22 protein-coding genes and 4 pseudogenes are annotated in these 17848 nt (G+C 55.4%); 13 read left to right on the plus strand and 13 right to left on the minus strand.

The window, feature by feature from the left end; translation table 11 throughout:
• Window positions 1-27: 27 nt before the first annotated feature.
• From JCM15764_RS28965 to JCM15764_RS19910, 4 genes are all read right to left on the minus strand, one after another.
• Window positions 28-396 (minus strand): MBG domain-containing protein, encoded by a 369-nt coding sequence (locus JCM15764_RS28965; RefSeq protein ID WP_369412392.1) that lies wholly within the window; start codon window positions 394-396, stop codon window positions 28-30.
• Entirely contained in the window at window positions 309-1406 is a 1098-nt protein-coding gene (locus JCM15764_RS19900) for an MBG domain-containing protein (protein WP_243689477.1), read from the minus strand. The genes JCM15764_RS28965 and JCM15764_RS19900 overlap by 88 nt, the downstream gene beginning before the upstream one ends.
• Before the next feature lie 84 nt (window positions 1407-1490).
• Entirely contained in the window at window positions 1491-2720 is a 1230-nt protein-coding gene (locus JCM15764_RS25395; protein WP_243689478.1) for an MBG domain-containing protein, read from the minus strand.
• A 38-nt stretch (window positions 2721-2758) separates the two neighbouring features.
• Complete coding sequence (locus tag JCM15764_RS19910; RefSeq protein WP_054698671.1) at window positions 2759-3442, minus strand: hypothetical protein; 684 nt, start codon at window positions 3440-3442, stop codon at window positions 2759-2761.
• 323 nt (window positions 3443-3765) lie between these two features.
• Between JCM15764_RS19910 and JCM15764_RS19915 the strand changes: the two genes are divergently transcribed.
• Entirely contained in the window at window positions 3766-4086 is a 321-nt protein-coding gene (locus JCM15764_RS19915; RefSeq protein ID WP_243689479.1) for a cytochrome c3 family protein, read from the plus strand.
• 60 nt (window positions 4087-4146) lie between these two features.
• Here JCM15764_RS19915 and JCM15764_RS19920 read toward each other — a convergent pair.
• A pseudogene (locus tag JCM15764_RS19920) lies at window positions 4147-5471 on the minus strand (radical SAM family protein).
• Between the two features lie 102 nt (window positions 5472-5573).
• On the opposite strand from JCM15764_RS19920, the gene JCM15764_RS25400 reads away from it, so the two are divergent.
• The 6 genes from JCM15764_RS25400 to JCM15764_RS25415 all read left to right on the plus strand — a co-directional run bounded on the left by JCM15764_RS25400 (window position 5574) and on the right by JCM15764_RS25415 (window position 7980).
• Window positions 5574-6041 (plus strand): B12-binding domain-containing radical SAM protein, encoded by a 468-nt coding sequence (locus tag JCM15764_RS25400; protein ID WP_243689480.1) that lies wholly within the window; start codon window positions 5574-5576, stop codon window positions 6039-6041.
• A 137-nt stretch (window positions 6042-6178) separates the two neighbouring features.
• Window positions 6179-6658 (plus strand): radical SAM protein, encoded by a 480-nt coding sequence (locus JCM15764_RS25405; protein ID WP_243689481.1) that lies wholly within the window; start codon window positions 6179-6181, stop codon window positions 6656-6658.
• A gap of 28 nt (window positions 6659-6686) precedes the next feature.
• On the plus strand, window positions 6687-6953 hold the full coding sequence (locus tag JCM15764_RS27435) for a DUF4080 domain-containing protein (protein WP_279384592.1): 267 nt from the start codon (window positions 6687-6689) through the stop codon (window positions 6951-6953).
• Complete coding sequence (locus JCM15764_RS27440; protein WP_279384593.1) at window positions 6925-7332, plus strand: hypothetical protein; 408 nt, start codon at window positions 6925-6927, stop codon at window positions 7330-7332. Before JCM15764_RS27435 ends, JCM15764_RS27440 begins: the two co-directional genes overlap by 29 nt.
• A gap of 42 nt (window positions 7333-7374) precedes the next feature.
• Entirely contained in the window at window positions 7375-7755 is a 381-nt protein-coding gene (locus JCM15764_RS19930; RefSeq protein WP_054698673.1) for a TraR/DksA family transcriptional regulator, read from the plus strand.
• A 57-nt stretch (window positions 7756-7812) separates the two neighbouring features.
• Window positions 7813-7980, plus strand: a complete 168-nt coding sequence (locus tag JCM15764_RS25415; RefSeq protein ID WP_243689482.1) for a hypothetical protein — start codon at window positions 7813-7815, stop codon at window positions 7978-7980.
• Between the two features lie 90 nt (window positions 7981-8070).
• On the opposite strand, the gene JCM15764_RS19935 is transcribed toward JCM15764_RS25415, so the two are convergent.
• The 3 genes from JCM15764_RS19935 to JCM15764_RS19940 are packed head-to-tail and all read right to left on the minus strand — an operon-like array spanning window position 8071 to window position 9069.
• A complete protein-coding gene (locus tag JCM15764_RS19935; protein ID WP_243689483.1) occupies window positions 8071-8514 on the minus strand; it encodes a chromate transporter in 444 nt (147 codons plus the stop codon).
• Window positions 8514-8669: a hypothetical protein gene (locus JCM15764_RS25420; protein WP_243689484.1), complete on the minus strand. Its 156-nt coding sequence runs from the start codon at window positions 8667-8669 to the stop codon at window positions 8514-8516. The genes JCM15764_RS19935 and JCM15764_RS25420 overlap by 1 nt, the downstream gene beginning before the upstream one ends.
• Window positions 8638-9069 carry a chromate transporter gene (locus JCM15764_RS19940; RefSeq protein WP_243689485.1) on the minus strand — a complete coding sequence of 144 codons (432 nt, stop codon included), beginning with the start codon at window positions 9067-9069 and terminating at the stop codon, window positions 8638-8640. The genes JCM15764_RS25420 and JCM15764_RS19940 overlap by 32 nt, the downstream gene beginning before the upstream one ends.
• A 133-nt stretch (window positions 9070-9202) precedes the next feature.
• On the opposite strand from JCM15764_RS19940, the gene JCM15764_RS30465 reads away from it, so the two are divergent.
• The 6 genes and pseudogenes from JCM15764_RS30465 (at window position 9203) to JCM15764_RS19955 (ending at window position 13275) form a co-directional block, all read left to right on the plus strand.
• The gene (locus tag JCM15764_RS30465) at window positions 9203-9388 is read left to right on the plus strand and encodes a hypothetical protein (protein ID WP_439645355.1); all 186 of its coding nucleotides are present in this window, start codon (window positions 9203-9205) and stop codon (window positions 9386-9388) included.
• Window positions 9346-10221 carry a molybdopterin-dependent oxidoreductase gene (locus tag JCM15764_RS30470; protein WP_439645356.1) on the plus strand — a complete coding sequence of 292 codons (876 nt, stop codon included), beginning with the start codon at window positions 9346-9348 and terminating at the stop codon, window positions 10219-10221. Before JCM15764_RS30465 ends, JCM15764_RS30470 begins: the two co-directional genes overlap by 43 nt.
• 22 nt (window positions 10222-10243) lie before the next feature.
• Window positions 10244-10843: a molybdopterin-dependent oxidoreductase gene (locus JCM15764_RS30475; RefSeq protein WP_439645358.1), complete on the plus strand. Its 600-nt coding sequence runs from the start codon at window positions 10244-10246 to the stop codon at window positions 10841-10843.
• Between the two features lie 22 nt (window positions 10844-10865).
• Window positions 10866-11222 (plus strand): molybdopterin dinucleotide binding domain-containing protein, encoded by a 357-nt coding sequence (locus tag JCM15764_RS30480; RefSeq protein ID WP_439645359.1) that lies wholly within the window; start codon window positions 10866-10868, stop codon window positions 11220-11222.
• Between the two features lie 80 nt (window positions 11223-11302).
• Window positions 11303-12246 (plus strand): annotated as a pseudogene (locus tag JCM15764_RS19950) (chemotaxis protein CheV).
• 6 nt (window positions 12247-12252) lie between these two features.
• Complete coding sequence (locus JCM15764_RS19955) at window positions 12253-13275, plus strand: TIGR04283 family arsenosugar biosynthesis glycosyltransferase (RefSeq protein ID WP_054698675.1); 1023 nt, start codon at window positions 12253-12255, stop codon at window positions 13273-13275.
• 92 nt (window positions 13276-13367) lie between these two features.
• Here the strand turns inward: JCM15764_RS19955 and JCM15764_RS19960 are convergent.
• From JCM15764_RS19960 to JCM15764_RS28975, 5 genes and pseudogenes are all read right to left on the minus strand, one after another.
• A pseudogene (locus JCM15764_RS19960) lies at window positions 13368-15805 on the minus strand (Lon protease family protein).
• 30 nt (window positions 15806-15835) lie between these two features.
• Window positions 15836-16462: a lipoyl(octanoyl) transferase LipB gene (lipB, locus tag JCM15764_RS19965; protein WP_243689487.1), complete on the minus strand. Its 627-nt coding sequence runs from the start codon at window positions 16460-16462 to the stop codon at window positions 15836-15838.
• 13 nt (window positions 16463-16475) lie between these two features.
• The gene (locus tag JCM15764_RS28970) at window positions 16476-16604 is read right to left on the minus strand and encodes a 2-oxo acid dehydrogenase subunit E2 (protein ID WP_369412391.1); all 129 of its coding nucleotides are present in this window, start codon (window positions 16602-16604) and stop codon (window positions 16476-16478) included.
• Between the two features lie 25 nt (window positions 16605-16629).
• Window positions 16630-17613 (minus strand): dihydrolipoamide acetyltransferase family protein, encoded by a 984-nt coding sequence (locus tag JCM15764_RS19970; protein WP_369412393.1) that lies wholly within the window; start codon window positions 17611-17613, stop codon window positions 16630-16632.
• A pseudogene (locus JCM15764_RS28975) lies at window positions 17587-17759 on the minus strand (biotin/lipoyl-containing protein); the annotation flags it as partial. The gene JCM15764_RS19970 and the pseudogene JCM15764_RS28975, both read right to left, overlap by 27 nt.
• Between the last annotated feature and the right edge of the window lie 89 nt (window positions 17760-17848).

Below are 17848 nucleotides of genomic sequence, written 5' to 3' on the forward strand. Positions count from 1 at the left end.
TTACGGTAAGTGGTGCCTTGTCAACGGTCAGTGTTCCGGCAACATAGGTGAAGTTGTAATTGTTGCTTGTTGCGCCGCTGCGGTGATCGGGTAGGTTCCGGCGCCACTGGTCGTGGTTGCGGCGGTGGTTGCGGTAGCCTGGCTGGTAAGTGATGCGACGGTGTCACCGGCAACGAAACCGGCATAGGCTACGGTCAGGGCAGGATTGGCAGTGCCGTAGATCTTGCCGGCGTTGTTGGCGGTTACGGCAAGTGGTGCCTTGTCAACGGTCAGTGTTCCGGCAACATAGGTGAAGTTGTAGTTGTTGCTTACTGCGCCGCTGCGGTGATCGGATAGGTGCCGGCGCCGCTTGTCGTGGTTGCTGCGGTGGTTGCGGTCGCCTGGCTGGTAAGTGATGAGGCAGTATCACCGGCAACGAAACCGGTGTAGGCTACGGTCAGGGCAGGATTGGCAGCGCCGTAGATCTTGCTGGCGTTGCTGGCGGTTACGGTAAGCGGTGCCCTGTCAACGGTCAGTGTTCCGGCAACATAGGTGAAATTGTAGTTATTGCTCACTCCACCAGATGCAGTAATCGGATAATTGCCGACAGGACTCGCTACGACTACCGTTGTGGACGCCGTTGGTTGAGTGGAAAGAGAAGCAGCGGTGTCGCCATTGACAAAACCGGCATAAATAACGCTCATGACCGGGTTGGAAGCGCCATAGACCTTGCTGGCGTTATTGGCGGTTACGGTAAGAGTTGCCTTGTCAACGGTCAGCGTACCGGCAACATAGGTGAAGTCGTAGTTGTTGCTGGCTGCGCCTGCTGCGGTTATCGGATAAGTTCCGGAACCACTTGCCGTCGTTGCAGTGGTGGTTGCGGTTGCCTGGCTGATAAGTGATGCGGCGGTGTCACCGGCAACGAAGCCTGCATAGGTTACGGTGAGAGCAGGATTGACAGCTCCATAGGTCTTGCTGGAGTTATTGGCGGTTACGGTAAGTGCTGCCTTGTTAATGGTCAGAGTCCCAGCCACATAGTTGAAGCTGTAGTTATTGCTTACCCCGCCACTGGCCGTTGTTGAATAGGTACCGGCAGGGCTGGTGGTTGTAGCGGCTGTGGTTGCAGTCGGCTGCGTAGTCAGACTGGCTGCAGTATCAGATCCGACAAAACCACTGTAGGCAACACTGAGTGCCGGGTTGGCACTACCGTAGGTCTTGCCGGCACTGCCGGCAGTAACAGTCAAAGTCTTCGTGTTCACTGTCAAAGTCTGGGGGACGGGCGTAGCGGCGTTATAGGTACCGTCCCCAGTTTGGTTTGCGGTAATGGTTGTCGTACCGGCTCCAACGATGTGGATGAGGCCACCAACGATGGTCGCAACGGAAGTGTTGGAACTGGTGTAGCTAACCGACAGGCCTGAACTGGCCATGCACCCGGTTGAAATCCGCATCGCCGTATGTTTTAGCTGAGGGAGCTGCAAAGGTGATGGTCTGATCAAGTTTGACGAAGTCTGTCACCGTAAGCGTACCGGCGACATAATTGAAGTCATAGTTGCTGCTGACGCCGCCGCTTGGCGTGATGGGATAGTTCCCACCGGGCTGGACGTAATTGCTGTAGTGGTTGCCGTCGGCTGGGTGGCAAGATTTGATGCAGTCTCGCCAAGGACGAAGCCGACGTAAGAAACAGTAAGGGGCGGATTTGCTGTCCCCTGGCTCTTTGCCTTATCGTCGGCCGTTACTGTCAACATCGTTTTGTTTACGGTCAACGTGCCGGGAACGTAGGTAAAGCTGTAGTTGCTGCTGACGCCTCCATTGGCAGTTATGGGGTAGGTTCCAACCACACTGGAGGCTGTAGCGGCTGTGGATGCAGTTGGTTGAGTTGTCAGGTCAGAAGCGGTCTCGCCGAGAACGAAACCGCTGTATGATACCGCCAGAGCAGGGTTCGCAGCACCATAGGTTTTGCCGGCGTCGTTTGCCGTAACGGTAAGTGCTGCCTGGTTAACGGTCACTGTACCATTTACATAGGTGAAGCTGTAGTTGTTGCTCACCCCACCACTGGCAACAGTAGCATAGGACCCTGCCGGACTGGAAACCGTGGCCGCTGTTGTTGCTGTGGGCTGGGTGGTGAGGTTAGCAACTGTCTCGCCAAGGACAAAGCCGCTGTAAGAAACGGAGAATGCCGGGTTGACACTGCCGTACGTTTTATTTGGGCTACTTGCGGTTACGGTCAAAGGTGCCTTATTAACCGTTAGTGTTCCATTTACATAGGTAAAATTGTAGTTGTCGCTGGCGCCGCCGCTGGGCACAGTAGCATAGGTACCTGCTGGGCTTGAAACGGTGGCAGTCGTCGTTGCAGTCGGCTGGGTAGTGAGGCTGGAAGCCGTATCGCCAAGAACAAACCCGACGTAGGCAACGGTGAGGGCCGGGTTGGCACTACCATAAGTTTTACTCGGACTACTGGCGGTTACCGTTAGAGCGGCCCTATTAACGGTAATGGGGACCGTGCCATCAACTGTGTTGTAACCGACAGTATCCGTGGGAGTAAACCGAACAGCTTGTGCTGGTGCTCCTACAGCTGGTGTTGTCGATGATGTAATCCAGGCAAAGGTACCGGGAACTGATGCACTGCCGCCGCTCAGAGTCGAGGAGGAAAGTGCCTGTCCGTAAGTGATTGCACTGGCTGTAGGCCATGTATTGATAGTTGGAGTTTGCTTTGCTACTGTTTGAACGGTTATTGTCAACACCTGTTCTACATGAGCTTTACTGTTAGCAGCATCATGACCTATACCAAGTACAACAATATTATAAGTCCCTGCTGGTGTGTTTGAAGGAATAGTGATTCGTGCATCGCTCCCCATCCTGTTTGCAGTTCCATCAAGGTCACCAGCGGTCCCGTCATCGAAAGCAGCGTTGCGGGAGCGTTATCCCATGAAGTGCCGGTATAATCGGTAGAGAACCCCTGAGGGCTGTTGGGAAACTCTGAAGCTGTACTATAGCTGGTATTCCATGTAGCACCGTCTGTGGCATTCCATGCAGTGCTCCAACCAGTAAGGCCTGTGGCATTGGCAGTACCGGCTGCAATTGTCCAGTTTGCAGGAATTGCAATTTCAGGGTTAGTACCGGAGTACCTGTTCGCGTTGGTCAGCATGCTGGTATAAAACCAATCGACTTCAATTGTGCTACCGGCGGTCACCGTGATTGATGTCCCCGGAGTTCCGTTGATTGAAGTAGTTATGGTTGCTGCAGTGTTGGTTGCCCCGTGACAAGATCCTGCAGAACACGAGGCCCCCTTGGTTACGAAAGCTTGTACCGGAGCGTTCATAACGAATAAAAAGCCCAGGGTCAGAAGACACATTAAAAGTCCGCCGAGCAGCGATAGCTTTGCATGCCCGCTCATATTCGCCAGCAGGCCCCTTCCCTTACCCCTTTCAGGCGGTAATGATTTACTGCTCAAGTCATTTCCCATAAGCCCTCCCTTTGATTATTTAATTGAATTCAGGTCGAATGTGAAACTTGTGATGAGGTATAGAGACAAGAACTGAAATCGGGTCAAGATTAAAACGTTTTATATTTGTGCAATTATCGCGCCCGATGCATAAAGATGCTTTTTTACGTGGGATAACTGCCAGTTTTGACATGCAGATTTCACTATTATTTTGAAAAATGCGGGGGCAACAACAAAGGTGTTTAAAAAAAGTGGAAGCTAGCTATTTAACATGCCGCAGTTAAATCGCGAGAACTACGAGATTCTTGTGACGATTACAAATAAGGGGTAGTTGGAGTTGAGCGATGGGGAGAAACTTGAAGGAAGATCTCATTGACAATGTTGCGACATTTATCTATACATTACCTAAATTTCTAAACGGCGATTATACGGTAATCATTATGAAAAAAAGCATATTCCTGATGCTGATGCTCTTATCCTGTACGGTCGTCGCAGAAGGCGCCTATACTTTCAAAGCCTATAACGGCGACATTACTTTCGACCACGTCAATCACCGCAGGAATTTCACCTGCGGCGATTGCCACAATGGGCCGCCGCGTTTCATCGAGCTGGATCACGACTCTGCCACAAGCTCTGCCTGGGTTGCCATAGAAAGCTGGGGGTAGGACCGCTCCAGCATTGCAGCGACTGCCACAAGCGAGACTGATCCTCCCTTGCTCCGCCCGTCAGCTTTTGATGGGCCAGCTGTTTTCCAGTCCTTCCGGATAAAAATTTTCCCTGGTCCTGTTGAAATAACCGAACTGAATCCTCGGAAACTCCCTTTTTACCCGCTCCAGCATTCGATACATGCCGATGCCCCGTCCGGAAAGCTGCATCCTTTTATTGTAAAAATCCGGGTCGATGGAAAGATTTCGCATCTGTAGCATGTCCACCCCGGTCTCGCCGATGAATTTCAGCAGCGCATCCACCTCGGCCTCACTGTCGGTCAATCCCGGCGACACCAGGTAATTGATCATGGTAAAGAGGCCTCGTTCCTTTGCACACTTCACCGACTCCACAACCTGACTGAATTTATACCCCACCGGTCGGTAGTAGCGGTTGTAGAATTCCTCCTGCACCGAGTTCATGGAAAAGCGCATGGAGTCCATTCCGGCATCGCAGAGCATGCGCACCCGGTCGGGAAACGAGCCGTTTGAGTTGAAGTTGACGGTCCCCTTGCTGGTTGCAGCCTTGAGGCGGCGGGTGGCTTCGGCAATGGTGTCGGCCTGCATGATCGGATCCCCTTCGCACCCCTGACCGTAGGAGACAATCGGTTCCGGGGCTTCATTCAGGTGGGGCAGCGCCAGCTCCACGATCTCCTCCGGTGTTGGCACGAAGGAGATGCGCTCGTGGTTGGAGGGACAGCAGTCGGAGGGCTGCAGGCTGATACAACCGAGACAGCGTGAGTTACAGACGGGAGAGGTGGGCAACGGCGCCTCCCACCGGCGGAAAAACAAATTCTTGGCGGCAAAACAATGGTAATCCACGGCACATCGGGCCAGCTGCTCCAAGAGGCGGTTGTCCGGCATCTCCCGCAGGCGTTTGCGCACCAGTGGTCCAGCTTGCGATCATCGTAATTGCACGGGTTCCAGTTCTGATTGCTGTCCACCCGGCTGGCCGCCACCACGAACCGCTCCTGTTCCTCATCCCAGCCCACGGCAGTGTATGACCAGAGCGGCAGATGGATCTTTTTTCGGCTGTAATCACAAGCAGGAAGCAGCGTTCGCACATAGCCGGGAGCCATGAAAGCCGAGACTGCCTGCACCCGCTGACTGCGTTTTCCCTCGCGGACCGTATCCACCGTAACAAACCGCCCCTGCTTCCGGTCCCAGGCAATGGGAGGCGTATCGGGAATGGTGAAGAGCCGGCTGTCTTCCGGCAGCGGAATAAGTTCCACATCCTCCGGAAGCACCGCTTCCGTACCGTTCATGCCGGCCATAGAAAAATCCGGATGGTCGAAGATGTTTCCTTTTGCATCGGCGTAAAGCATCTTTGGCAGTCTTTTTTTCATGTTCCACCCCTTACGGTTTTGACATCGCTACAGTAGCATAACAACTCCATGACCGGCAACTGACACAGTGAAAAATTGGTCTAACTTTTACTGGCCATTCCAATGCCCATCCGCTACAATTCCGCCATGAAAGTTCTTCTTACCACCCTCCACGCCAAATATGTCCACGCTTCCCTGGCCCTCCCCTACCTTGCAGCTGCCTGCGGTGAAATCAACGGTATCGGGATAAGCATCCGTGAGTTCACCATCAATGAGCCGGCTGACGGAGTTTTGCACCAGCTCGTGGCAGAAAAGGCAGATGTGGTGCTGTTCTCCTGCTACATCTGGAATATCGGCCAGACCTTGAAGCTGGCTGCCGACCTGAAGCTGGTGCAGCCTGAGACCTGCATTGTCCTCGGCGGGCCAGAGGCATCCCATGGCGTCTTTGAACTCCTCGATCACCATCCGGCTGTGGACTGCATCGTCAGGGGCGAAGGAGAAGCCAGCTGCCGGCAACTACTGGAGGCATTGTTGTCGGATCACCCCATTGAAGATATTGACGCATCGCCTGCCGCACGGGAGCAGATATAATCGCTGCCCCTGAACGAGCCCCCATCGCCTGCCTCGATTCGATCCCTTCCCCCTTTGCTGCAGGCCTTGCCGACCTGAAAAAGCCCCTCGTCTACTACGAAACATCCCGGGGCTGCCCTTTCTCCTGCGCCTTCTGCATGTCATCCCTGGAACGGGGGGTGCGCTCCTTTTCCATGGAGCGAATCCGGAGCGATCTGGGCATTCTCATGGCAAAGGAGGTCAAGACCGTCAAGCTGGTGGACCGGACCTTCAACTACGATGTCTCCCGCGCCAACGAGATCTGGGACTACATCCTCCATAACAACAGAGGGAGCCGCTTTCATTTCGAGATTGCCGCCGACCTGCTGACCGAAGAAAATCTGGCGCTGTTGGCAAAGGTACCCCAGGACACCTTCCGCTTCGAGATCGGCATTCAGTCGAAAGATACGGAAACCCTGGAACGGGTCGGGCGCAGCTCCGATCTGGATAAACTTTTCATCAACGTGGCGCGGCTGCGGCAGGAAACCCAGGTCACCATCCATCTGGATCTGGTGGCAGGGCTGCCCGGCGAGGATTACCAGGGGTTCCTCCGTTCCCTGCAGGTCTGTGCGAGCTCAGCCCTCACCATATCCAGGTAGAACCGCTCAAGGTGCTGAAGGCGCCCCCATGCGCAAGATCGCCGACAGCGAAGGCTATGCCTATTCTGCCGCCCCCCCATACAAGATTCTGCGCACCCCCTGGCTGACCTATGGAGATATCTGCAGGATAGAATTAATCTCCAGACTGGTGGACCTGCTCTACAACAGCGCAGATTCGGCACATCGCTGTCCGTACTGGCTGAGCATGCCCCCTGGCCGATATTTTCCATGCAGCTGCCCATTACTGGGAAGAGCAGGACATCCCCATGCACACCCCCTTGTCGGGGCTTTTTGAAAATCTGTGGCACTTTGCTGAAACCATTCTCACCTCTTCCCGAATAGAAAAGATCAGAGAATCCCTCTGCTATGATTTCTGCCTTGCCGAGTATCCGGCAGCAAGCAGGCTCCCCTCCTTTTTCACCGGAATCGAAACCGTCAACAGTGCCGTCCCCAGGGGCAGGACCGGCGAAATTATCCGCCACCTCGGCATTGCCGAAGACAGCAAAGTCAGAAGTTTCCGATGGAGCTTCAAAGAGGATTTCCGCATCGAGCCTCATCTGCCGCACCGGGTGGACCTCCTTTTCCTGTACATCTCTGCTCCCGGCCAGGGCTGCGGGTGCAGGTCCTCGAAGAGGGAAAACCCCTGTAATTTCATTTTTTCCCATCCATGGTAAAGTTTTATTGAGTACTTTCATCCCACATTCCGGGAGGTTGTCATGGGCAGCCGCGACGAAGAGCTGAAAGAAATCCTGATGGAGAAGAAGCGCCGGTTATGGAATGAGCTGCGGGTTGAACTATTCGAAAATCTGGGGGCACAGAGCAACGCCCAGTATGAAAATGCGCTGGATGATGGTGATCGTAGCCTGCTGGATGTCATAGGGGATACCGGGCTCTCGGTTGCGGACTCCAGGAAGGAAGAACTTTCCCACCTGGAAGAAGCAGAGCGCAAGCTGAAAGAAGGGTCCTACGGCGTTTGTGAAGATTGCGGCGAGGAGATACCCACCGAGCGGGTGAAGGTCGTGCCGGATGCCATTTACTGTGTCAGCTGCCAGGAGAAACATGAAGGACCCCAGTTTGCCCCCCATGCAACAATGTAATGGGCTTGGGAATAACTGCAGTGACTATGGTCGAACCTTCCGGCAAAGGAGACAAGCATGTTTTTTATCAAGAATAATACCATACACCGTTATCCGCTCCCCCGAAGATGCCCGGCCAGATATGAAGGGGAACAGCTTCGGGACACCATTCTCCATGGCACGGAAGAGTGCGTTTACTGCATGCGCCGATGGCCGGGAGATGAAAGCGATATAGGTGTCAGTTGAGCATGCATGATCAGGAAAAGTGCAGGAAATAGCCGATCGCCCCAGCCCCTAGTATGACCAGCATGGGGCTGACCTTGGTGAACTGGAGGATCAGAAAACCGGCGACGAGCATGACAAAATCCCGGGGAGAGCCGAGCGAGGTGGCGCCCAGATTATAGGCGCTGACGCCACCAGGCCTATTACCGCCGGCAGTATGCCGTCAAGAGCGGCCTTCATCAGTTCCATATCACGCAGTTTCTCGTAACGGTTGGCAAAGAACAGCATCAGGACCGTGCCGGGCAGAAAGATAAAAATGGTCGCTATCAGCCCTCCCATGAAACCGCCGGCCCTGAAACCGGTGAAAGTGGCCAGCATGGCCAGTGGACCGGGAGTCAGCTGTGACAGAGCCACCCCATCGAGAAATTCCCTCAGAGTCAACCACTGATATTGCTCCACCATGATCCGATGCAGCAGAGGTATCAAAACGTAGCCGCCACCGAAAAAAATGAAGCCGATTTTGAGAAATATCCAGGCAAGGTTGAAGATGGCCGCCATTATTGGTGTTCCTTCTGGTAATATCCCCGCCCGAAGGCCCATATCCCAGCCAGCACAAGAACGACCAGCGCATTGATTTTGAAGAAGGCAACTGCGGCAAAGGATATGGCCACCAGCAGCCAGTCATTGACGCTCTTGACCTTGCTGCGTACCATCGGCTGCAGCCACTACAATCAGCGCTATTACCACCGGATTTGTCCCCTTGAGAGCCGATTGCAGCTGGGGCAGCTCGTGAAATCTGAAATAGAGCCAGGACAAAAGCGAAATAAGAAAAAAGGATGGCGAGATGAAGCCCGCTGCGGCCGTGATGCCACCCAAGCTGCCGCGCAGGTAATAGCCGATGAAGATGGCGGTATTAAGGGAAAAAGGGCCGAGGATCTGGCCGAAAGCCAGGCCGTGCATGAATTCATCGAGGCCGAGCCAGCGTTTGCGGTGGACACAGACCCGTTCCATGAGGGAGACGATAGCCATGCCGCCGCCGAAACCGGTTGCGCCGATATAAAAAAAGGTTGTGAAAATCTCCCGCAGAGAAATGCGTCCGCGCCCGTTATCCATGGGTGAGTTATAACAGGAAAAACCGCCTTGGCGCAAGTTATGGTATTTCAATCAACGAGGGTGAAACTGTGTGCCTGCTTTCATGCTAAACTCGGCAGGTTTTTATTCATTCGGTAACGAAAGGGAGCTTTGTGTGACAACTCAGATAAAACGCTCTGCCTGCCCCTATGACTGCCCGGATACCTGCGGGCTACTGGTGGAAGTCTCCGAAGGCAAGGCCGTCAGGGTCAGCGGCGACCCTGATCATCCCTATACCCGTGGCTGCTCTGCCCGAAAATGCTCCACTATGAACAGACCGTCCATTCACCGCTGCGACTGACCACGCCGCTCAAACGGACCGGCGCCAAAGGAAGCGGTAGCTTCACGCCTGTCACCTGGGATGACGCCATCGGTGAAATCGCCCTGCGCTGGCGGGAGATCATCGGCAGATACGGTGCCGAGGCCATTCTTCCCTATTCCTATGCCGGCACCATGGGGCTGATCCAGCGGAACAGCGGCCATCCGTTCTTTCATGCACTGGGCGCCTCCCGCCTGGCCCGGACCATCTGCTCACCGGCCAAGGATGCCGGGTGGCAGGCGGTGATGGGGGAAACGCCACCACCGCCACCAGAGTCCGTTGCCAAAAGCGACCTGGTTATCCTGTGGGGAATCGACGCGGCAGCGACCAGCATCCATTTCCTGCGCGGCGTGCAGGATGCAAAGCGAAACGGGGCAAGGGTCTGGCTGATCAATACCTATGAAACGGCAACTGCGTCAGCCGCCGATGATGTGATCCTGGTACGCCCCGGCAGCGATGGCGCTCTGGCTTTGGGGATGATGCACATTCTGGTGCGGGATGATCTGGTGAATCACGGATTCGTCGCACAACGGGTGCAGGGCTTCCAGGAGCTGAAGGATCAGGTTCTGCCCGATTACTCTCCTGAGAAAGTAGCGGCGATCACCGGAATTGCTGGAGAAAAGATCGAGGGCCTGGCAAGGGAATACGGCAAAGCCAAAGCGGCATACATTCGACTCGGCAGCGGGCTCTCACGCTACGGCAACGGCGCCATGACCATCCGGACCATCGCCTGCCTGCCGGCAATCACCGGCGCCTACGGCAGGGAAGGAGGCGGCTGTTTCCCCGGCACATCCACCGGCCCGGCCTTCGCATGAAGGAGGTGACGCGGAGGATTTCATGGCCGCTCCCACCCGCATCGTCAACATGAATCAACTGGGAAATGCCCTCAACGGGCTGGATGATCCGCCGATCATGTCCCTCTATGTTTATCATTCCAATCCGGCCGCCGTGACCCCTGATCAGAATGCGGTCATCAAGGGGCTGTTGCGGGAAAACCTTTTCACCGTCGTCCACGAGCGGTTCATGACCGACACTGCCCGCCATGCCGATATCGTCCTGCCCGCCACCTCATCCCTGGAGCACAGCGACCTCTACCGCAGCTACGGTACTTACCATATCCAGCGAGCCAGGGCTGCCATTCCTGCCGTCGGCCAGAGCAGGTCAAACCGGGAAGTATTCGGCCTTCTTGCCCAGGCCATGGGACTGGATGATCCATTCTTTCGCCAGACCGCCGATGATCTCATCGATCACCTGCTGTCCATTCCCACCAGTCTTCGACAAGACATTGACGTTGAAGCGCTCGCGGTCGGCAGGGCCGTCCAGCTTCGCCTGCCGGAGACAGGCTTCCCATACCGCACCAGCTCTGGCAGAATCGAGATTTTCAACCCGCGGGAAGAGCATCCCCTCCCCTGTTACCTCCCCCCCCCACGGAGATAACGACCCATTTCCCTTTCGCCTGATGACGGCGCCCACGCCATATGCCCTCAACGCGTCTTTTTACGAACAGGAAGAGCTGCGCCGCAAGCAGGGAGGAATGCTTCTGCAGATGAACCCGCTGGACGCCGAGGAAAAGGGCCTTGAGAACGGAATGGCCGTACGCGCCCGGAATGACGTGGGCGATGTAACCTTCACCTTGCGCATTACCCCAAAGGTGCCCAGAGGGGTAGTAGTTGCAGAAGGGGTGTGGTGGCTGGCCTACGCGCCGGGGTCACGGTCGGTCAATGCCCTCACCTCCCAACGGCTGACCGACAGGGGAGAAGGCAGCACCTTTTACGACAACAAGGTGGATATTTGTGCCATGGATGATAAAAAATGATTTACCCCTAAGCTTTCGCCGCTAGCTGCCGATAGAGTTTAAATGGGCAGTTCAAATAAAACCTGCAAAGCGAGAGCCCCATGGACATTAACAACAATATTCTGCTGCAAAGCGACACCAATGAGCTGGAAATAGTCGAATTCCGGGTTGATGAAATTGACGGCAACGGCAAGGTCGTTCCCTGCTACTTCGGCGTCAATGTGGCCAAGGTTCGGGAGATTATCCGGGTGCCGGAGATCAGGACAACCATCAACCGTCCCCTTCCATCAAGGGAATGATCAAGCTGCGGGACAAGGTGATTACCCTGATCGACCTGGCCATCGTCCTGAACAAAAATACCGATGGTATTGCCACGGACAAGGTCATCGTCCTTGAATTCAACAGGCTGATCGTCGGTGTCCTGGTACATTCGGTATCGCGCATCTACCGCATTTCCTGGCAATCGGTTGAACCTCCGGTGAAGCACGCCAGCGATTCCAGGATAACCGGGGTGGTCAAGATGGAAAACCGGATCATTCTCCTCCTGGACTTTGAGAAGATCGTCGGTGAACTGTGCGCTGCAGATGTCATGACCGAACTGGGACAGAAACAGCTGGAGATGTCACCCGTTTTCGACAGGTCAGCCAAAAGGATTCTGGTGGCTGACGACTCGGCATTTATCCGCCAGACCATCTGCACAACGTTACGCAACGCAGGCTACAATGTGGATGAAGCTGAAAACGGCGAGGAAGCATGGCATCTGCTGAATGAAAAGCTGGCCCGTAGCAGAAGCACCAATACCGACTTGAGAAGCGAGGTTGATCTGCTTATTACCGACATCGAAATGCCGAAGATGGATGGGTTGCACCTGACCTCTCTGATCAGGAAAGAAAGCGGATTCGAAGGATTGCCGGTAGTGATTTTTTCTTCCCTGGCCTCGGAAGATAACAAGAATAAATGGAAGAGTATCGGCGCTAATGACATTCTGACCAAACCGGACCTCCCCGACCTGGTGTCAAGGGCCGACAGCCTTATTCAGCACTGAGACAGAATGGCATTTCCTGCGATAAAACCCGAACTTTCCATAATCGTGCCGGTCTACAACGAGGCTGCAGTCATCGACGGCCTGTTCCACACATTGAAGGCCCAGGATGGGGTGGCATTCGAGCTGATCATCTGCGACGGCGGCTCGAACGATGCAACGGTGGCAAGGGCCTGGTCCCTGGTGGAAGAAGCGCCCTTTCCCGTTTCGGTAATCCACAGTGAGAAGGGACGCGGCCGCCAGCTTAACGCCGGCATTGCCGCCAGCTGCGGTAACACCATTCTTTTTCTCCATGCCGATTCAAGCTTTGCTGCAGACGATGCCCTGGAAAAAGGGTTGCAGTATCTTGAAAAAGCCATCGCCGAAAGGGGCAATGACCGGGTAGCGGGGCATTTCACCCTTCGATTCCTGCGCAACAGCACAGCGCCTTCCTTCGGCTACCATTATCTTGAGTCAAAGGCGAGACTTTCCCGTCGCCACTGCATCCACGGCGATCAGTGTTTTCTCATGCGCCGCTCTTTTTGTCGTCAGATAGGTCCTTTTGCCGAATCACTGCCGTTCCTGGAAGATACCAAATTCGCTGAAGCTGTTGCCGAAAGGGGGGAATGGATTCTCATTCCCGCCACCATCCACACCTCTGCCCGGCGCTTCGAAAATGAAGGGTTCTCTGCCCGTCAGACCCTCAATGCCATGATTCTCAACTTGGCTGCAATCGGCAGGGAAGATTTTCTGCTGGACATTCCCTTGATCTACACGACCCAGGGCCGCACCAGCAATCTGCAGATCCTGCCCTTCTTCCATATCTTCAGGCGCCGCATCCAGGCGCTGCCGTGGTGGGAACGGCAAAAATTCTGGTTGGATACCGGCGCCTATGTCCGCGATAACGGTTGGCAGCTGGCACTGGCAGTGGATGTACGGCACAACTTCAGAAAAGGCTTGCCGCCGGAGAGGGGAAACATGTATTTCTCGAATTTTACGACCGCTTTCTCGACCGCCTTTCCGACCATCTGCCGGGCCGGCTGGCGGCAATGATCCTTGTCCGTCTCTGGTTCGAAATCACCTGTCTGGTCCTGCGCCTGAAACAGTCCCCACACGGTGATGAACCACTGGCACGCGACCGGTAGTTACTTGTCATCCCTGTTATTACCAGCCTTTTCCTCTTTTTCGCCCGTTGCCGCCAATTTCTTCATTTTCTCCTGCATCTCGCGCAAACGCTTGTCCACCATGCCGTTGATCGTTCCTTCAGCGTAGGTGCCATCGGCAAGCAGCTCTCCGGCAGGGACACCTGTCAGCAACTCAATGCCCTGATCTATGGATTCAACACTCCAGATGTGGAATTTTCCCTCTTTTACCGCCTCGACCACCTCGTCGCTCAGCATCAGGTGGCGCTCGTTGCTTTTTGGAATGATCACTCCCTGGTCCCCCATAAGCCCCTTGGCCTTGCATACGGCATAGAACCCTTCGATCTTGTAGTTGACGCCGCCGATGGGCTGCACCTTGCCCAGCTGATTGACGCTGCCGGTAACGGCGATGCCCTGTTTGAGCGGCACACCGGAAAGGGCCGAGAGCAGCGCATAAAGTTCGGTCGATGACGCGCTATCCCCCTCCACCCCTTCGTAGGACTGTTCGAAACAGAGGGAAGCGGAAAAGGAAATGGGCCTGTCATGGGCATATTTCCCTCCCAGATAGCCGGTTAGAATCAGCACGCCCTTGTCGTGGATCGGCCCGGAGAGTTTCACCTCCCGTTCGATGTTCACCATGCCGCCTCGTCCCATATAGACCCGTGCCGTCACCCGTGATGGTCTCCCAAAGGCAAAGTCGCCAAGGGTGATCACCGAAAGGCCGTTGATCTGCCCCACTTCGCTGCCGGCAGTGTCCACCAGAATGATGCCGTCGGTGATCATCTCCTGCATCCGCTCTTCTATGCGGTTGCTGCGGTAGTTCTTTTCGGCTATGGCGCGCTTCACATATTCGCGGGTAACCACCGGGCTGTTTTCCTTCTGGGCCCAATAATCAGCCTCGCGAATCATGTCCGAGATCTCCATGAACTGGGCAGAAAGCTTCTCCTGGTCCTCCACCAGCGCGCCGAGTAATCCAGGAGGGCGGCAACCCCGGTGCGGTCGAAGGGAAGCAGCTTCTCCTCCCTGCAATGGATGGAGACGAACAGCGCATAATCCTTCATGATCTCCGGCGTCCGATTCACCCGACTGTCGAACTCGGCCTTGACCTTGAAGAATTTACGGTAATCCGGCTCAAGATAATAAAGCAGGTAATAGATCCAAGGTGAACCGATCATGATGATTTTTGCCTGGAGCGGGATCGGCTCCGGCTTCAGTGAAACCACCGTCATGAACCGGTACTGCTCCAGCACATCCTCGATTCTGATGACGCCGTTTCTGATGCAGCGCTTCAATGCATCCCAGGCAAAGGGATTGATAAGCACTTCGCGGGCGTCGACAATGAGATAACCGCCGTTAGCCCGGTGCAGCGCCCCCGGCTTGATAAGGGTAAAGTTTGTGGTGGCGGCTCCTCCCATTTGCATGACGTGTTCGATGCGTCCGAAAAGGTTGTTGTAGGTGGGATTGGCCTCGAAGATGATCGGCGCCCCTTGGATTTCTTTATTGTCCACAAACAGGTTGACCTTGTATCGCTCGAAGGATGGCTCTTGCCGCGGCAGCCTGATACCCGGCAGCTGCGGCGCCGGCGGCTGGGGCTTGAAGTCCTCAAGGTTGAGAAGGATGTCCTCCTGCACCGTCTCCAGGTAGTCGAGCACTTTTTGGAATTCGCGGTACTTTTCCCGCAGCGGATCCAGGTGGTGCCCGACGGAAAAAAGCCCCAGTTCCCGATCAAGTTTGGCCAGTTCGTCCTTGGTGGATTTTTCGTTCTCCCGCACCTGCCTGAGCACGTCATTGAGTTTTTCCGACAGATCCTTACCGACCTCGTCCAGTTTGTCCCGTTCTTCCTTCGACAGGGTATCGTATTCTTCCTGGGTGTAGCTCCGTCCCTCCTTCTGCGGCACCATCACCAGGCCCGACACGGTTCGCTGCAGGGCAAAGCTTTTTTCGCCGGCCTCCTTCTCCAGGTTGCCGAACAGCTCACTGTTCTTTTCCTGGTAATCTTCCATTATCGCCAGCTTGTTCGTCTCATACTCCTTGCTTTCCAGAGCCTTGGGGATGTTTGCCTTGACCCCCTCCACAAATTCATCCATGTCACAGGCAAGTTGGCAGCCCATGCCGGCGGGCAGAGGAATGGCAATGGGGTTGTCCTGGGACTTGAAATTGTGCAGATAGCACCAATCTTTGGGAGGAGGCTCGGACTTCGCCCTTTTGCTGAGCAGGTTGTTGATGGTGGTGCTGCGTCCGGTGCCCGGTTCCCCGGCAAGAAAGATATTGAAACCATCCTCCTGCATCCCCAGGCCGAATTCTATGGATTTCAGAGCCCGCACCTGGCCGACGGTCCCCTCCAGACCGGGAATATCGCTGGTGGTTTCAAAATCGAAGCTCTGGGGATCGCATTCCCATCTGAGCTTTTCCACGGGTAATTTCAGATCATCGATAGCCATGCAACCTCCTGGGAAAATGTTGCTGCTTTGTCAACAGGTACTGAGCGGCAGCCATATGTCCATCAACTCCTGGAACCGGGCAGAAAGATGTGAACGTACTTCTTCCATGGTAATCTGGGCGCCTGTTTCTGCCCCGAGGGAAGTAACCGGACAATTTGCCATGCCGCAAGGATTGATCATGGAAAAGGGTATCAAGTCGTTGACCACGTTCATGGCAAAGCCATGCATGGTGACCCAACGCCTCACACCGATCCCTATGGAAGCAATCTTTCCCCTGCCGGTCCAGACACCGGTTTTGCCTGCAACAGGAAAGGCCGCCACCTTAAAATCGGCAATAGTATCGATCAGCACCTGTTCCAGAAAACGGAGATAGCGCTGCAGGTCGCGGCCCCGCTGTGAGAGGTCCATGATCGGATAACCGACCAGCTGGCCCGGACCATGGTAAGTCACGTCTCCCCCCCGGTTGATTCGCCTCACCTCGACGGCGCTGTCCAGAACGTTGCCCACATCGCCGCCGCTGCCTATGGTATAGACTGGCGGATGCTCCAGCAGAAGCAGTGTCTCCGGCGATTCGCCCCTGTAGACATCTCCGGCAAGACGCTCCTGCAGGGAATAGGCGGCGGCGAAATCCATAAGGCCGAGCTCCCTGGTATGCAGAGTACATCTTCTGTCAGATGAGTAGGACAATTGGGTTCTCCAGCACCCGTTTCAGCTCTGCCATGAAGCGAGCCGCATAGGCGCCATCTATCAGGCGATGGTCGGCGGAAAGGGTCATGCGCATGATTCTGGAGGGAACCACCTGCCTCCCTTCACCACAGCCTCGTCTAAGGCAGCTGCGACAGCCAGTATGGCGCCCTGGGGAGGATAAATGATGGCGGAAAACTGTTCGACCCAAGCATGCCCATATTGGAAATGGAAAAGGTGCCGCCGCTGAGATCGGTCTCGCCGATGGTACCGTTGCGGGCCCGGTCTATGACTTCATGACTCCGTGCTGCAATTTCCCTGACGGAAAGAGTCTGGCAGCCTTTGATTACCGGCATCAGCAGTCCTTCATCCAGGCTTACCGCTACACCGATATTGATTTCATCGTGCGTTTCAATACCGGTCTGGCTAAAGGAAGCGTTGACGAGGGGAAATCTGCCAATGGTGGCGGCAACGGCTTTAATGATAATGTCGTTGAGAGTTACCGCCGTGCCGGCCTGCTTCAGCTCCCGGTAGACCTTCTCCGCCTCACCGACCTCGACGGCAACCGTTACCGTGAAATGGGGAATCTGCCGCCAGGACTCGCTCACCTTGCGGGCAATGGCTGTCCGCATGCGGCTCAGTGGCTGTCCGGCAGCCGATGGAACTTCTGCCGGTTCTGCCGCTTCCCCAGCGGGTCTTTTCTCCTTCTTCTCTTCATGAACCCCAAACCGCTCCAGGTCTTCCTGCAGGATGCGCCCTTCTGGCCCACTGCCGGTGATCTGCGCCAGGTCAAGCCCCTTTTCCCTTGCCAGGCGCCGCACCCTTGGTGAAGCCTTATCTCCGGCTGCCTTAGCAAATTCCCGCGCTTCAGGTAGTTCCATGATCCGTTCGGGAACATCTCCGGCCATGGCGCCGGTGGAGCCTTGTGCCGCGGTTTTGGAGGTTTTGTCGACCGCCGGCGGGATCACTTCTGCGGCAGGCTGCTCCGGCACCACCTCAGGTTTGGCTTCCGCCTTCTCCCCCGGTGGCCCGACCACTCCGATTACCGTTCCCACCGGCACCATTTCCCCCGGTTTTACCCGCTGCTCCAGCAGGATGCCGGCACCGAACGACTCCAATTCCATATTCGCCTTGTCCGTTTCCACCTCGCAATGACATCGCCACGTTCTACCTGGTCTCCCACCGATTTTTTCCAGGAGATGAGGCGGCCTTCGGTCATGGTGTCGGACAGCTTGGGCATGGTTATGTCAGTGGCCATTTGAGACCTCATATCGTCTTGATAGAGAAAATTCCCTCTCCCCTTGTGGACCCACAGGGCCTAAAGGAGAGGGTTAGGGAGAGGGGGCGCTTTTCGGCATG

The sequence above is a fragment of the Geotalea toluenoxydans JCM 15764 genome, assembly GCF_001311985.1.
Lineage (GTDB): Bacteria > Desulfobacterota > Desulfuromonadia > Geobacterales > Geobacteraceae > Geotalea > Geotalea toluenoxydans.

Excerpts from the sequence above, each read along its gene's own strand:
- JCM15764_RS19930 (WP_054698673.1), top strand. The coding sequence starts at position 7,375 with ATGGGCAGCCGCGACGAAGAGCTGAAAGAAATCCTGATGGAGAAGAAG.
- JCM15764_RS19970 (WP_369412393.1), bottom strand. The coding sequence starts at position 17,613 with ATGGAATTGGAGTCGTTCGGTGCCGGCATCCTGCTGGAGCAGCGGGTA.
- JCM15764_RS30475 (WP_439645358.1), top strand. The coding sequence starts at position 10,244 with ATGGCCGCTCCCACCCGCATCGTCAACATGAATCAACTGGGAAATGCC.
- JCM15764_RS19935 (WP_243689483.1), bottom strand. The coding sequence starts at position 8,514 with ATGGCGGCCATCTTCAACCTTGCCTGGATATTTCTCAAAATCGGCTTC.
- JCM15764_RS19900 (WP_243689477.1), bottom strand. The coding sequence starts at position 1,406 with ATGGCCAGTTCAGGCCTGTCGGTTAGCTACACCAGTTCCAACACTTCC.
- JCM15764_RS25420 (WP_243689484.1), bottom strand. The coding sequence starts at position 8,669 with ATGGTACGCAGCAAGGTCAAGAGCGTCAATGACTGGCTGCTGGTGGCC.
- JCM15764_RS19910 (WP_054698671.1), bottom strand. The coding sequence starts at position 3,442 with ATGGGAAATGACTTGAGCAGTAAATCATTACCGCCTGAAAGGGGTAAG.
- JCM15764_RS27435 (WP_279384592.1), top strand. The coding sequence starts at position 6,687 with ATGCGCAAGATCGCCGACAGCGAAGGCTATGCCTATTCTGCCGCCCCC.
- JCM15764_RS27440 (WP_279384593.1), top strand. The coding sequence starts at position 6,925 with ATGCACACCCCCTTGTCGGGGCTTTTTGAAAATCTGTGGCACTTTGCT.
- JCM15764_RS25405 (WP_243689481.1), top strand. The coding sequence starts at position 6,179 with ATGTCATCCCTGGAACGGGGGGTGCGCTCCTTTTCCATGGAGCGAATC.
- JCM15764_RS30480 (WP_439645359.1), top strand. The coding sequence starts at position 10,866 with ATGACGGCGCCCACGCCATATGCCCTCAACGCGTCTTTTTACGAACAG.
- JCM15764_RS30470 (WP_439645356.1), top strand. The coding sequence starts at position 9,346 with ATGCTCCACTATGAACAGACCGTCCATTCACCGCTGCGACTGACCACG.
- JCM15764_RS19915 (WP_243689479.1), top strand. The coding sequence starts at position 3,766 with ATGGGGAGAAACTTGAAGGAAGATCTCATTGACAATGTTGCGACATTT.
- JCM15764_RS19940 (WP_243689485.1), bottom strand. The coding sequence starts at position 9,069 with ATGGATAACGGGCGCGGACGCATTTCTCTGCGGGAGATTTTCACAACC.
- JCM15764_RS25415 (WP_243689482.1), top strand. The coding sequence starts at position 7,813 with ATGTTTTTTATCAAGAATAATACCATACACCGTTATCCGCTCCCCCGA.
- JCM15764_RS25400 (WP_243689480.1), top strand. The coding sequence starts at position 5,574 with ATGCCCATCCGCTACAATTCCGCCATGAAAGTTCTTCTTACCACCCTC.
- JCM15764_RS19955 (WP_054698675.1), top strand. The coding sequence starts at position 12,253 with ATGGCATTTCCTGCGATAAAACCCGAACTTTCCATAATCGTGCCGGTC.